The organism is Paenibacillus typhae (assembly GCF_900099765.1).
Lineage (GTDB): Bacteria > Bacillota > Bacilli > Paenibacillales > Paenibacillaceae > Paenibacillus_AQ > Paenibacillus_AQ typhae.
Genome location: NZ_FNDX01000074.1, coordinates 1 through 12,888, shown reverse-complemented (window position 1 = coordinate 12,888; position 12,888 = coordinate 1). Strand labels below are relative to the sequence as shown.

Genomic DNA, 12,888 nt, shown 5'->3' with positions numbered 1-12,888 from the left:
TCACTGCATTATCTTTCAACCCATGCCGATCCCTCTACGCCGGAGGATTCTTCGCTGTTGTTCCAAGTTCTGCTCAGCTTCCTTGGCCTTCGTCCATAGATGCGGGACTCGGCATCCTCTGTTCCCCTTCGCAGGGCCTTTTTGACGACGCGGCAGGATTCACTTGATATTACGGCCTGGGTTGTTGCTCGCCCGGTCTCTGACCGGTACTTTTGTCGATGCGCTTTTACACACAGATTTCGCCATGCGCAAGCATCCTAGCTACAAGAGTGGCTTGGCCCCTCTCTTGGTTGGACTTGCACCAACTAGATAATGCGTGCCTCTGGGCACGCCACATACAAAAAGGGGGGCAATCAGCCCTCCTTTTCCTATCTTTTAAACTATTCATCACTATCCTCCCAATTCACCCGCTGCCGTGTCCGGATTCAGCCAGAGCTCCCGGCAACGCCCATAATTTCTTTGAAGGACTTTATTCTCTATAGGCCGGACCACTGTGTAAACAAATGAATCGGACAGCCGTCTCCATGCCCCGCTGATCTGTACCTTTCATTCTTTTCTACATTTAATTACATATACAAGTGTACTTTCTGTCATGCTAAATGGAATTCCCCATTCAAGCAATAGCTTTAATTGTAGTTCATACAACTAAAACGCCTGTTTTTCCCGCGCCTCTGCTGCTTAACTGCACTCTATGCAATTAAAAAAGGGAATAATGCTGATTTTTGCTGTATCAGGCTGATTTAGTTGTACCAAATGCAGCTATCCGCTGAAAAAGCTGATATCCACTGGTTTTAATTGCAGAAAGTGCAGCTATATGGATTTATACACAAAGGAAAGAATAGCGGAGATGAATTGGAGATGCAGCGGGTTAACGCGGTTATTTCTATCGCAGAAGCGTCCTCATTGATAAGCTCAAACTATATAATATTTGTATATGACAAAAAAACGGCCGAGCCCAGGCTCAGCCGCTTGCTATTCTCTTTCTATTCCACCAGCCTCTCAGATCAGAGGAAGCCTGCTAAACTCTTCATAATCCGCAAAAACATAACTCGGCACATGCTCCGTGCGCGGCTGTCTGCCGCGGGGGTTGTACCAGCATACCTTCCATCCGGCCGACAATGCGCCTACCACATCGTTATCCCATGTATCGCCGACATACAGCGAGTTGTCCGGGGTGGTTCCAGTAGCCTCATTGACATGCCTGAAAATCGCCGGGTCCGGCTTCGCCAGTCCGACCGCATCCGAGATAAAGATCATCTCCGCCGGAATCAGCTTGTCGATGCCGAGGCCCCGCAGCTTGTTCGTCTGATGCTCCTTCGGCCCGTTGGTAATAACCCCTACCTTATGCCCGAGAGCCAGGAAACGCCGGATCTGCTCCTCCACCCCGTCAATCATTTCAATCGTGTACTGCCGCCCGATATAGGCCGCCTGCACCCGTTCCGCCTGCTCCCGGCTAAGCGCTATGCCATATTCGGCAAAAGCCAGCTCCAGCCGCAGCACCCGCGTCTCCTCCAGCTCAAGCTCACCGCTGAGGTACTTCGGCCAGAGCAGATCGCTGTGATGCCTTACCGTATAAAATAATTCCGCATAATCGAGACTGCCCTCATCCGGCGCCAGCACCTCGCACACCGCTTCACGGAACGGCACCAGATGGTCGTACAGCGTATCATCCAGATCAAAGAACACTGCTAATTTACTGCTGTTATCCACGCATATTCTCCTTACTTGAAGCTAATCATTTAAAAATAAGATCATAAGTGTAAAATTCCTCATCCCTTACGTACCCTTGAGACTCATACAGGCGCTGTGCCCGGATATTATCCGTCATGGTGGTGAGCGTCAGTCCCTTGCTCCCCGTACTCAAAGCAAACTCTCGAACACCCGCCAGCAGCAGCTTGCCCAGAGCCTGCCCGCGTAAATGCTCCGCTACATACAGATCGTTCAGCACCCACAGCCTCTGCATCGTAACCGACGAAAAGGACGGGTACAGCTGTGCAAAACCGCCGGCCTGCCTGCTGCCATCCTTATCCGCTACGGCAATAAAAATAACAGATTCTTCTGCCTTCAGCCTGTCCTGTATAAACTGCAAAGCTCCTGCGGGGTCGGGCTGCTGCCCGTAATACACCCTGTAGTCATTAAATAGCGGGGCAATCAGCTCCGCATCCTGCCACTTTGCCTGTTCCAAATGGTAAGCTTCCATTCTGGTTCCCTCTTTTCGCCACTGCGGCTCGTGTTTAATGGAATTCTAAAATAACCGCCGCCGCACTGCCATGGAGAGAATGACAGATCATTTGGACAAAAGCTCCCGCCTTCCGCTATTCCTTGGAATCGTAGAAGACATGCCGGGCGCTGATCTTGCCGTCTTCAATATCCAGTATCCCGAAAGAGTACTGCTTCTCGCGACGTTTGTCGGTAGGCGAACCGGGATTGAACAGCAGGACGCCGTTCTCCCTGCGCATCAGCGGCTGATGGGAATGGCCGAACAGGATGCAGTCCACCTCCTCACCTTCAAAGGCCAGCAGCGCGTTGCCGTCGGTTCCTTTGCGGGAGTAAGGGGCATGCCCATGGATCAGTCCGATCCGCACGCCGTCCAGGGTAACAATCTTCTGTTCTCCGAACCGGCGGATAATCTCCTGGCCGTCGTTATTGCCGGCAATCCCCTCAACCGGGGCAAGCTCGGCCAGCAGGTCATAAATCTCCAGTGCCACCCAGTCTCCCAGGTGGAGAATCTGGTCTACCTGGCGGAATTCTTCTACAAGCGCCTGTGGCAGTGCCTTGGCCGACCGCGACAAATGGGTATCCGATACGACTCCTATTTTCATCTGATTCAGCTCCTAATCCGCATAATCTGCATAATAATCTTGTGCACCTTCATAACTTCAGCGAATGCATATTTTCAGATTATTGTACGATTTGCAGCAGGCAGAAGCAAGTAAAGCGCTATCATGCGTATACAGGGACAGCCCATTCGCGAAGGGTCTGCCCCTGTTACACCAGCCTTAGCTCAACTTTAGTCCCGCCAGTTCCACAGCCGCACCTCACCGATCCGGATATGGCTGATCCAGGCATCCTCCTGCAGCTCCAGCAGCTCCTTAACCGGTCCAGTAACTACCACGCCGTATAGCTGGACTCCGTTCTTCTCAATATAGCTTAACGATTCTTCCAAGTCCGAGAACAATCCTGCGTTACCGGACAGGAGTTTATATTCCTTCAGCAGCCGCAGCGTATCGAGAATTTAGTCCCGCCAGTTCCACAGCCGCACCTCACCGATCCGGATATGGCTGATCCAGGCATCCTCCTGCAGCTCCAGCAGCTCCTTAACCGGTCCAGTAACTACCACGCCGTATAGCTGGACTCCGTTCTTCTCAATATAGCTTAACGATTCTTCCAAGTCCGAGAACAATCCTGCGTTACCGGACAGGAGTTTATATTCCTTCAGCAGCCGCAGCGTATCGAGAAAGTTCCTCTCACGGAGCTCACTGCTGCCATAGGCTTCAACGGAAGGTGAACTGGAGGAGCTGGAGGTTACACTGCCGAACCAGCCCCGCTTCTCCGTTTTAGCCGACAGTATTGTCATATCCTTAGCATGCCAGATCGGCTGATAGGGGAAGCCCAGCGGGCTGGTTACCACAGCGTTGTTGGTACTAATGCCATCATCCACTGCGAACCACACAGGCAGCACATTCAGCGGCTCCAGCTTTCTCAGCAGGTCAGCCGTGCTATACAGCTGATCAAGGGAAAGATAGGCTTCGGCCACCGTTCCCTCCGGCAGCTTATCAAGACGTTCCCACTGCTCACTGTCGTCAATACCCTGGGACTGGCCAGCCTGCGGATAAATGAAGAATTGGCGGGAGGTGCGCTCATCGGTCCAGTTATAGGTACCTACTCCCCCAAGCCCGAACAGCATCTGGGTAGAGTAGCTGCCCGCATCGACCTGATCACTTCCAACCTGCTTCAGCAGTCTGCCTGAATAATTCGCTCTGAAAAAGTATTTGGCATTGGAACTTAAATGTACGACTGTATTGGGACTAGAAACTGCAATAGCTGAGGAGATAACGTCACCGTACGTTTCTCCCCGGTTTCCAGTGCTGTAATAAATAGCAGTTATGATTGAACTGATGACCGTAAAAGCCAGAAAGGCTGACAGCACGGTCATGGTATTAGCGATGCGGGCTTTCCATTTCCCCCTGCGGATTATCCGCTTCTCTCCGGTTGCCGGCTTTTTATTAGCCGGATTAGCCCCGTCTTGAGCCGCCATCCAGCCGGACCTCCACCCAGCCTTCTGGGCAGATTGCTCCTCATCGCGCTCCATCAGCTCATCCAGATAGCCCTGATAGGCCTCCAGCTTCTCCAGCTCCTGCTCCATTTCCGCCCGCTCCGCCTCCGGCAGGCTGCCTTCACTGTATTTGCGCAGCCTTTCTCTAAACTCCTCACTCATGCCCGCTGCTCCTCCGTTCTTCTTCCCGTAGCTTCTGCCTAGCCCGGAAGATCAGTATTTTATATTGCGGCAGGCTGACCTCCATGATGGCCGCCGCATCCCTGTATGCGATTCCGTGAAAATCATGCAGCAGCAGCGCATGGCGCTGCGCCTGCGAAAGCCTGCCGACAGAGTCAGCCAATGCCTCCATCCGCTGCCGCCGCATGAATACCTCTTCCGTGGTTTCTGGATGCGGCAGCCTATTGAAGTAACCCTCTTCTGTCGGAATGCTGCGGCTCGCTTTACGCGTGTGATCAATAAAAGCATTGTAGGCCACACGGAACAGCCAGGGCTTGATCCGCTCCTCCCGGCAATCCTCCAGATACAGATAGGCACGGTAAAACGTCTCCTGTGTCAAATCCTCGGCGAGGTGGTGATTGCGGCAGAGGGCGTACAAATAACGGTGTATATCGTGAACATAACTCTGATAGTGATGATCCAGCGAATCCGGCTTCATTCCCTCCCCCCTCACACCAACCACGTTTCAGCTGCACGAAAGTTACAGAATCCTCCAAACTAACCTCTCAAAATAAAAAGCCATGGCCGGCCGCTTAACCTTCAGCGGCCGTCATGGCTCAAGCTATACAGCAGAGATTCAATAAAATCCGATCGTGGACGAGGCATCCCGCAGCCACTCCCGCTTGCGGCCTTTATCCAGCTCGCCGCGCATGCCGCGGACGAGCTGCTCGACATCGGCCGTGCCGTTCTCATGCCACTCCAGTGCGGCGCTGACATACAGCTCGCCCAGCTGGGTGAGCGAGAAATCCCCGGTCAGGCGGGCTGCCAGGCCGACCCCTTCCTCACCGGCAAAAGCGGAGAAGCCGCGCAGCCGCAGAAACTCCAGCCGCAGCGCCTCATTCGGCATTTTGATCTCATAGGCACGGTCGAAGCGCCCGGCGCGGTTCATGAGGCCCGGATCGATTTTGTCCGGATAGTTGGTCGTTCCGATCAGAAAAATCCCTTCCTTGGAGGTCGCCCCGTCCAGTGTATTCAGGAAGAACGAACGGACCTCCTGCGGCATCGAGTCAATATCCTCAATGACCAGCACCATCGGTGCAAGCCGGGCCGCAGCCTCGAACACCTCATTTACTGATTCGCTGCTGGTATACTCGGTAATCTGCCAGTACACCACAGGCCCGGGCACACTGCCGGCAATGGATTTTACGAGCGTGGTCTTACCGTTGCCGGGATGGCCGTAGAGCAGAATGCCTCTTTTGTACGGGATATCATATTTGACATAAAAGCTGCGGTCCGCATCAAAAAACTGGTCCAGCGAGCGGTATATTTCTCTCTTGACTGCGGCATCCAGCACGACCTCCTCACGGGAGGCAGCCCGGGTAATCGGCTCATCCTCACGGCAGACCCCGTTACGGCGGTCGGTAAACACTGTCACCTTGTTGATGTTCTGCTCCCGCTGCCGTTTACGCACGTTGCCGAGAAAAGCCTGCAGCTGCGCATCCGATGCGGCGAATACAAAATCCTGAAAATTAATGCCGTTTTCCTGAAATACAGGCACCCGGGCGAGCGCAACACCCATCGACGGATAAGCCAGCACATTATTACGGATTGACAGATGGATATTGTACTCCGGCTGCTCCTTGTCATCGTCGTATACGAAGGTTCTGTCTTCCAGCCGGTCAAAAATCCGCGCAACATGCTCAACCTCCGGATTGCCTGACTGCACATCATCCTGCAGCAGCTTCCAGTACTCACTGTTCGGATCATCGCTGGCGTACAGCTCATAGCGGACATTATAGCGTGTATACAGGGCTTCAAGAATACCGTCAACGAGCCGGGCATAGACGTCATAGCCCTTGATCAGACCGCTTGCACCTGCATCATAAGGAAAAACTACAGCCTGCTTCTCATACTCCTGCTTCATCCTATTTCGTCCCCTTTATCGCTGCGAGCGGCTTGCATTTGGCTACCACAGCAGCCAGGCCGGCGCCCGTAACGCTTTCTATGATCTCATCTACATTCTTATAGGCTTGAGGGGATTCGTCAATGATAGATTCCAGGGAATGCTGATTTACTACAATTTCATCCTCTTTGCCGACGTTAAGCGAACGGGAAAATTCCTGGACCGATACCAGCCGTTTTGTCGCTGAGCGGGAACGGATACGGCCGGCCCCGTGGCAGATGGAGTAGTAATTTTCTTCTCCGCCGCTCTGCCCGACCATGATGTACGACGCAGTTCCCATAGAGCCGGGAATGAGGGCAGGATGGCCGGTTGCGGCATAGACATCCGGGTTATCCGGATGGCCTGCGGGCAGCGCCCGGGTAGCCCCTTTGCGGTGCACGAATTTGGTGCCGGAGGAGGTCTCTTCCTCCCAGGCATAGTTGTGCATCAGGTCGTACAGCGTCCGCAGCTCACATTTGGTACCGAATACGTCACGGAAGCCCTCTCGCACACCGTAAGCAATCAGGTGGCGGTTCACCACCGCATAATTCAGCGCGGAGTACATCAGATTGACGTACCGCTGGGCTTGCGGGTGGGCAAGCGGGGCATAAATCAGCCGCGGATCGGCGCTGCCCAGTCCCAGCTGACCCATGACCCTGGCAAAGGCCGGGGTACAGAACTGGTTCACCATCCCTCCCCAGGCCCGGGAGCCGGAGTGGATCATCACGGCAATCTGCCCGTCCTTCAATCCCCAGGCTTCGGCTACAGCCCGCTGCTCCTCTGCGATTTCAATGGCCTGTATCTCTACGAAGTGGTTCCCGCCGCCGAGTGTACCGAGCTGGCGGTGGCCGCGGTGCCAGGCCATATCCGGCAGCTCGTTCAGAATCTCTTCGTCAAAGCCGAGCCGCTTAATCTCGACATGGGACAGCGCGCTCGATTTCTTCGGTGTGTAGCTGTCGGGGATATACTTGTTCGGCAGGCCCTGCAGGCCTTTGCGGACAATGTTCTCCAGCCGGATATCGCCATAATGGCCGCGCTGCTGCTGCTCCATCGGCAGGTATCTCTCAATCGCACGCACCAGCTTGCGGCGCAGCTTCACCTCGCGCAGATCGTCCTTATGCAGATTGGTTAGATGCACCCGCATGCCGCAGCCGATGTCGCTGCCCACGATGGACGGTGACACATAGCCCGACGAGGCATCCCATACGGCGGTAGTGCCGATGCAGGTTCCGACACCTACATGTACATCGGGGGTATAGCTCATATATTCAATACCGGGAATCTGCAGATTGTTATTAGCCATTTCAAGCACTTTATAATCCAGGGAGCCAAACAGCTGCTCGCTGGCATATATCTTGAGGTCGCCGCCGGGAAGAGCCACCTCATGTTTATAGCGGGGCTCATAGCCCGCTTGCTGATTAATGTTATTCATATATTTATGTCATTTCCTCTCAGGTTGGTTAGTATAGAACAATTTTTATTAGAATACAGGGATGTCGTAACTCCGGTGAATATTTGGACTTCCGGGCCTCCGTTACTCCCTCTTTTCTAAAGAAAATCGTTTTATACAAGTTTTATTTTTTATTTGCAGGTACAACAAAAAGAGCCGCAGATCAGTTTCTGATCATACGGCTCCAGGTAAGGCAGGGCGGCTTGAGGCTCCGGGCTGCGCCGGCTCAAAGCATACCCTTATTCGATTAAGACAGATGAGCACAACTGCGCATCATGTCTCCCGGACGAAGACGCTGGGATCAGATGGTTCATATGCGGTTGTGATATGGCTTAGCGGCAGTGTCTGTACATTTGTTCCAATCATGACCCGTCGGCCTCCCTTCTGTTCTTAATAAACCCAATATAATCGGCGCTGGTGTAAATTGTCAACCCGGCAGTCCGGTAAAAAATTATTTAAATTTGTGCCAGTCCTGATTGCTGTTCTCCAAAAGATGGGCAAAATCATTCTCCAGCCTCTTCTGTTCGGCCTTGCGCTGATCCTCTGCTGCTTTGCGTGCTGCTTCCTTTTTATCCTGTTCTTCAGCCTTCAGTGCATCCGACTGTGCCTTCAGCTTGCTCAGCACATCACTGCTCAGCAAGTCCTTCAGGGTAGCCGGGGCATCGGCCGCAGCGGGGCGCGGAGCACCGGTATTCTGCTTCTTTTTAGCCATTGTAATCATCCTTTCAGCTTCTGTATTTACTTCAAGTTTGTTTTAGCAGGTAGTCTTTCCGTTTATAATGTAAGGTAAGAGGTGAGCCTTATGAAATCCGTAGACCTGTGTCCAAAGCTGCAAAAAAGCATGGATATTATCGGCAGACGCTGGACCGGCCTGATCATCTATCAGCTCCTTCAGGGACCGCAGCGCTTCAAAACGATCGAAGCCTCATTGCCAGTCAGCGGGCGGCTCCTGTCCGAGAGGCTGAAGGAGCTTGAGCAGGAGGGCATCGTGCTGCGCGAGGTCTTTCCCGAAACACCCGTAAGAATACAATATTCCCTGACCGATAAAGGCCGGGCTCTGGAATCCGTCATGCGTGATCTGGAAAAGTGGTCGGACACCTGGATCGACTCTGCTGAATGCCCGCCGCAGTAGGAGCTGCCTTCCTCCGGGAAGCAGGCTGCTCTTGCACAGCTTAGGCAGCTACAGCTTGCGTCCGATGATAACCAGATCACGCGGGATGCCGTCCATTACGGCAACACCCGGAAGCAGCCCCCATTCCTTGAACCCGAACTTGCGCAGCAGGGCAAGGCTCGGCTCATTGTGTCCGAATACAAAGCCCACCAGATTCTCGAGGCCAAGGCGCGGGCACTCTTCCAGTGCCTTGGCCAGCAAAATGCTGCCGGCCCCCTTGCCGCGGAAGCTTTCATTCACGTACACGCTGATCTCAGCGGTTCCGTTATACGCAGGACGCCCGTAAAAGGACTGGAAGCTGAACCAGGCAGCAATCTCATCACCCTGCTTCAGCACCCATAGCGGGCGGTGATGGCTGTTATGCTCATGGAACCATTTAAGACGATCCTCCACACTTACAGGCTCCAGATCTGCAGTAACCATCCGCCCTGCTACGGTAGAGTTATAAATCTCCACGATTGCCCCTAAATCCTCAAGTGATGCATCTTCTATGCGGCAGTTGTTCCAGGCCATCCTACTTTTCCCCCTAGTTATTATCTAAATCACTTTAACCAATGATTTGGCTGTATTTATAATCTGTACATCCCTTACTGTGCTGCCCTTTGATATCTACCGCTCCAATCCGGCATGCTCCAGGCTCCATTGCCACAGACGGTCCGCTTCCTTGTCATCTGCGGCTCTCGGCGACAGCTTCTGGATCTTGCGGCGGTAGTAGTACTGTCCGCTCACGCCGCCGACCTCCGGTGCCGTTGCCAGATAAACGGCGGTGTCCGCCCCTTGTTCCGGTGTCAGGAAAAAATACGACAACAGCTTCAGCACAGAACGGCCGAAGCCGGTCTCCCGGTTCACTCCGATGCTTGTTCCGACAGCCCCGGGATGAACTGCATTGACCGTAACTCCTGTACCCTGCAGACGGGCAGCCAGCTCCCGGGTGAACAGGACATTGGCCAGCTTGGAACGGGCATAAGCCTTGGCCGGGTTGAAGCCGCGCGACAGCGTGTGGTCCTCCAGATAAAGCTTGCCGATCTTGTAGGCGCCGGAGGCGACCACAACAATTCTCCCCTGTCCGGCCTTCTTCAGTGCTCCGAGCAGCAGATTGGTCAGCAGGAAATGTCCGAGGTGATTGACTCCAAAATCCATCTCGTAGCCGTCTGCCGTCAGCTCCCGCTTGATCGTAACGACACCGGCATTGTTGATCAGTACATCCAGCACCGGATAGGCTGCCAGAAACTCTCCCGCAAAGCTGCGGATACTCTGGAAGGAAGCCAGATCACACAGCATTAGCGTAATGTCCTCCGACCCGCTCCGGCGCCGGGCTTCAGCCAGAGCTGCTTCGCCGCGCGTCCTGCTGCGGCAGGCCATAACCACCTTCGCGCCCCGGCGGGCCATTTCAATCGTTGTAGCCAGTCCCATACCGGAGTTGCCGCCGGTGACGAGCACAATTTTGCCATGCATAGCCGCTCATTCCCCTCTCCTGCTCAGGACCCTGCCAGCTTCAGTCCCGGCCTGGCCTTTTCCAGGCAGTTGATCTAAGATAATGTTACATTATATCAGGGGTACAAGAAAAGAATAGCCCCAAAACTTTCAGGAGGTGAGTCCGGGAGAGGCTCCCGGAGCTATCCATGCAGATCAGACCGAATGTTATTGTGCTTACTATCCCTCTGGGAGAATCCCAGGTGCATCCTGTATTGCTTAAAGACGAAGACGGACTGACGCTGATTGACACCGGCATGTTCGACCAGTATGAGGCCCTGATTCAGGCTATTGAGGAAGCAGGCGAAGCCCCTTCCAGCCTGAAGCGGATTATTCTTACTCATCAGGATACAGACCATATCGGGAACCTTCCCGCACTTGCCCGTGAATTCCCCGTTGTCCGCCTGTTCGCCCATCCGGGGGATCTGCCGGTCATCAGTGGCAGCCAGCCGATGCTAAAAATGACCCCGGAACGGATGGCCCAGCTGCCGCCGGAACGCCGGGAGGCATTCGGGCGCTTTCTGGAGCAGCTGAAACAGCTGCCGGAAATCGAAGAGCTTCATGATGCTGAACATCTGCCCTGGGGCGGCGGTCTTGAGATTATCCATACTCCCGGGCATACACCTGGACATATCTGCCTCTACCTGCGGGAGCAGGAGCTGCTGCTTGCTGCCGATGAGCTGCGTGTTCTGGACGGGGAGCTGGCCGGACCATGGGATGCAGCCACACCCGATATGCCGCTGGCGCTGCGCAGCCTGCTGAAGCTGAAGGATCTGCCGGTCCGCACCATCCTCTGCTATCACGGCGGTGTGTATGAAGGCAGTCCTGATGAGCTTATCGGGACATTGACCGAATCTCTGCTATAATAAGAGAATTGAGTTTTAAACGTGTTATACGAAAGGGGAACACCTGTAATGAACGATGCTCTTGTTAGCCTGGAGCAGGGAATGGCGGGAAACGGGCTGGATGCACTGCTCGTCACCGATCCCAAGCATGTATATTACTTGACCGGCTTTGCCTCGAACCCGCATGAGCGGTTTCTCGGCCTGCTGCTGATCCGCGGCGAGGAGCCGGTACTGATTGTTCCGGCGCTCGACAGTGAGGCTGCACATGCTGCTTCCTCGGTCCAAACCATTCTGACACACAGCGATACGGATAATCCGTATGAGCTGCTTAAGTCCCGTTTTGTCGGAACGGCGCCGGGAACAATCGGCATTGAAAAAGAGCATTTCTCCGTAAGCCGCTATGAGCTGCTGACGGCAGCCGTTCCGGCCGGAAGCTTCAGCGATATCGGCCCTCTGCTGCGGGCGATGCGGGCCAGAAAGACTCCGGAGGAGATCAGCCGGATGAAGCACGCCGCCGAGCTGATTGAAGAAGTACTCCGCCGCGGGCTAAGCCACATCAAGAACGGAGTAACAGAGATCGAGCTGGTTGCCGAGCTTGAATATCTGATGAAGAAGGTCGGCGCTTCCGGCCCCTCGTTTGATACGATGGTACTATCCGGTCCCAATACGGCGCTGCCGCACGGCGTACCTGGCGACCGGATCATTCAGCAGGGCGATCTGCTGATGTTCGACATGGGCGTATATGCGGCGGGCTACGCCTCTGATATAACGCGTACCTTTGCGGTCGGTGAAATCGACAGCAAGCTGGTTGAAATCTACAATACCGTTCTGGCCGCCAATATGGCCGGGATCGCTGCTTCCAGAGCCGGGGCTACCTTCGGTTCTGTGGACAAAGCTGCGCGTGATGTGATCGAAGCTGCAGGTTACGGCGAATACTTCATGCACCGTGTCGGACACGGTCTGGGCATGGACACCCATGAATATCCTTCTCTGCACGGCCTCAATACCGACATCATTGAGAACGGCAATGTGTTCACGGTCGAGCCGGGCATCTATGTACCGGGTCTGGGCGGTGTGCGCATTGAGGACGATGTGTTTATTACCGCCGAAGGTCCGGTTACCCTGACCAGCTTCCCGAAGGAGCTGACGGTTCTTCATCTGTAGGCAGCGGCAGCCCAGTTGCACCGCAGCCAGACAAAAAAGCAGCAAGCCCTTTTCCGGGGGCTTGCTGCTCAGGCTGTCGAGAAAGTCTCGACAGCCTTCTTTATGTGATCTTGGTTTCACACGACACCGCGTTAATGTTGTATAATATAGGTAACTATTTATAGAACGGATGGTGTGTCAAAGATGCTGCGTTCCAATCGAGAAAAACAACAAGCTTTCGAATTTGTTTCCATTGAAGATTTGGTTCCCCAAGACCACTTGCTTCGCAAGGTGGATAAATATATAGATTTTTCGTTTATTGATGAGAAGGTTAGATCCCTGTACTGCTCGGATAACGGGCGCCCTGCAATTGATCCAGTCGTGCTGTTCAAGATGATTTTCCTAGGGTACTTCTACGGCATTCGTTCC

Annotated in this window: 15 protein-coding genes; 4 read left to right on the top strand and 11 right to left on the bottom strand. The window is 54.0% G+C overall.

What is annotated here, in order from left to right:
• Nucleotides 1-999 precede the first annotated feature (999 nt).
• From BLR64_RS29425 to BLR64_RS29385, 9 genes are all read right to left on the bottom strand, one after another.
• On the bottom strand, nt 1,000-1,710 hold the full coding sequence (locus BLR64_RS29425; RefSeq protein ID WP_208607258.1) for an HAD family hydrolase: 711 nt from the start codon (nt 1,708-1,710) through the stop codon (nt 1,000-1,002).
• A 25-nt stretch (nt 1,711-1,735) separates the two neighbouring features.
• On the bottom strand, nt 1,736-2,200 hold the full coding sequence (locus BLR64_RS29420; protein WP_090720231.1) for a GNAT family N-acetyltransferase: 465 nt from the start codon (nt 2,198-2,200) through the stop codon (nt 1,736-1,738).
• Between the two features lie 115 nt (nt 2,201-2,315).
• On the bottom strand, nt 2,316-2,822 hold the full coding sequence (locus BLR64_RS29415) for a metallophosphoesterase family protein (protein WP_090720229.1): 507 nt from the start codon (nt 2,820-2,822) through the stop codon (nt 2,316-2,318).
• A 188-nt stretch (nt 2,823-3,010) separates the two neighbouring features.
• Nucleotides 3,011-3,214, bottom strand: coding sequence for an anti sigma factor C-terminal domain-containing protein (locus tag BLR64_RS29410; RefSeq protein WP_279615497.1), 204 nt, complete (start codon nt 3,212-3,214; stop codon nt 3,011-3,013).
• A 21-nt stretch (nt 3,215-3,235) separates the two neighbouring features.
• The gene (locus BLR64_RS29405; protein ID WP_090720226.1) at nt 3,236-4,438 is read right to left on the bottom strand and encodes an anti-sigma factor; all 1,203 of its coding nucleotides are present in this window, start codon (nt 4,436-4,438) and stop codon (nt 3,236-3,238) included.
• Complete coding sequence (locus tag BLR64_RS29400; protein WP_090720225.1) at nt 4,431-4,934, bottom strand: sigma-70 family RNA polymerase sigma factor; 504 nt, start codon at nt 4,932-4,934, stop codon at nt 4,431-4,433. Before BLR64_RS29400 ends, BLR64_RS29405 begins: the two co-directional genes overlap by 8 nt.
• Before the next feature lie 138 nt (nt 4,935-5,072).
• A complete protein-coding gene (locus BLR64_RS29395) occupies nt 5,073-6,359 on the bottom strand; it encodes an AAA family ATPase (RefSeq protein ID WP_090720223.1) in 1,287 nt (428 codons plus the stop codon).
• 1 nt (nt 6,360) lies between these two features.
• Nucleotides 6,361-7,809, bottom strand: coding sequence for an RtcB family protein (locus BLR64_RS29390; RefSeq protein WP_090720221.1), 1,449 nt, complete (start codon nt 7,807-7,809; stop codon nt 6,361-6,363).
• Nucleotides 7,810-8,278: 469 nt separating this feature from the next.
• Nucleotides 8,279-8,539, bottom strand: coding sequence for a YqkE family protein (locus BLR64_RS29385; RefSeq protein WP_090720219.1), 261 nt, complete (start codon nt 8,537-8,539; stop codon nt 8,279-8,281).
• Nucleotides 8,540-8,629: 90 nt separating this feature from the next.
• Between BLR64_RS29385 and BLR64_RS29380 the strand changes: the two genes are divergently transcribed.
• Nucleotides 8,630-8,959 (top strand): winged helix-turn-helix transcriptional regulator, encoded by a 330-nt coding sequence (locus BLR64_RS29380; RefSeq protein ID WP_090720217.1) that lies wholly within the window; start codon nt 8,630-8,632, stop codon nt 8,957-8,959.
• Between the two features lie 48 nt (nt 8,960-9,007).
• Here BLR64_RS29380 and BLR64_RS29375 read toward each other — a convergent pair whose 3' ends face one another.
• Both BLR64_RS29375 and BLR64_RS29370 read right to left on the bottom strand, forming a co-directional pair.
• Nucleotides 9,008-9,511 carry a GNAT family N-acetyltransferase gene (locus BLR64_RS29375; RefSeq protein WP_090720215.1) on the bottom strand — a complete coding sequence of 168 codons (504 nt, stop codon included), beginning with the start codon at nt 9,509-9,511 and terminating at the stop codon, nt 9,008-9,010.
• A gap of 96 nt (nt 9,512-9,607) precedes the next feature.
• A complete protein-coding gene (locus tag BLR64_RS29370; RefSeq protein WP_090720213.1) occupies nt 9,608-10,453 on the bottom strand; it encodes an SDR family oxidoreductase in 846 nt (281 codons plus the stop codon).
• 167 nt (nt 10,454-10,620) lie between these two features.
• Here BLR64_RS29370 and BLR64_RS29365 point away from each other — a divergent pair, with 167 nt between their 5' ends.
• The 3 genes from BLR64_RS29365 to BLR64_RS29355 all read left to right on the top strand — a co-directional run.
• On the top strand, nt 10,621-11,337 hold the full coding sequence (locus tag BLR64_RS29365; protein ID WP_090720211.1) for an MBL fold metallo-hydrolase: 717 nt from the start codon (nt 10,621-10,623) through the stop codon (nt 11,335-11,337).
• Nucleotides 11,338-11,385: 48 nt separating this feature from the next.
• Nucleotides 11,386-12,480, top strand: coding sequence for a M24 family metallopeptidase (locus BLR64_RS29360; RefSeq protein ID WP_090720209.1), 1,095 nt, complete (start codon nt 11,386-11,388; stop codon nt 12,478-12,480).
• A 183-nt stretch (nt 12,481-12,663) separates the two neighbouring features.
• The coding region (locus BLR64_RS29355; protein ID WP_167360809.1) for a transposase at nt 12,664-12,888 on the top strand (225 nt) is incomplete at its 3' end.

Excerpts from the sequence above, each read along its gene's own strand:
- BLR64_RS29400 (WP_090720225.1), bottom strand. The coding sequence starts at position 4,934 with ATGAAGCCGGATTCGCTGGATCATCACTATCAGAGTTATGTTCACGAT.
- BLR64_RS29415 (WP_090720229.1), bottom strand. The coding sequence starts at position 2,822 with ATGAAAATAGGAGTCGTATCGGATACCCATTTGTCGCGGTCGGCCAAG.
- BLR64_RS29395 (WP_090720223.1), bottom strand. The coding sequence starts at position 6,359 with ATGAAGCAGGAGTATGAGAAGCAGGCTGTAGTTTTTCCTTATGATGCA.
- BLR64_RS29405 (WP_090720226.1), bottom strand. The coding sequence starts at position 4,438 with ATGAGTGAGGAGTTTAGAGAAAGGCTGCGCAAATACAGTGAAGGCAGC.
- BLR64_RS29375 (WP_090720215.1), bottom strand. The coding sequence starts at position 9,511 with ATGGCCTGGAACAACTGCCGCATAGAAGATGCATCACTTGAGGATTTA.
- BLR64_RS29380 (WP_090720217.1), top strand. The coding sequence starts at position 8,630 with ATGAAATCCGTAGACCTGTGTCCAAAGCTGCAAAAAAGCATGGATATT.
- BLR64_RS29360 (WP_090720209.1), top strand. The coding sequence starts at position 11,386 with ATGAACGATGCTCTTGTTAGCCTGGAGCAGGGAATGGCGGGAAACGGG.
- BLR64_RS29420 (WP_090720231.1), bottom strand. The coding sequence starts at position 2,200 with ATGGAAGCTTACCATTTGGAACAGGCAAAGTGGCAGGATGCGGAGCTG.
- BLR64_RS29365 (WP_090720211.1), top strand. The coding sequence starts at position 10,621 with ATGCAGATCAGACCGAATGTTATTGTGCTTACTATCCCTCTGGGAGAA.
- BLR64_RS29390 (WP_090720221.1), bottom strand. The coding sequence starts at position 7,809 with ATGAATAACATTAATCAGCAAGCGGGCTATGAGCCCCGCTATAAACAT.
- BLR64_RS29370 (WP_090720213.1), bottom strand. The coding sequence starts at position 10,453 with ATGCATGGCAAAATTGTGCTCGTCACCGGCGGCAACTCCGGTATGGGA.
- BLR64_RS29385 (WP_090720219.1), bottom strand. The coding sequence starts at position 8,539 with ATGGCTAAAAAGAAGCAGAATACCGGTGCTCCGCGCCCCGCTGCGGCC.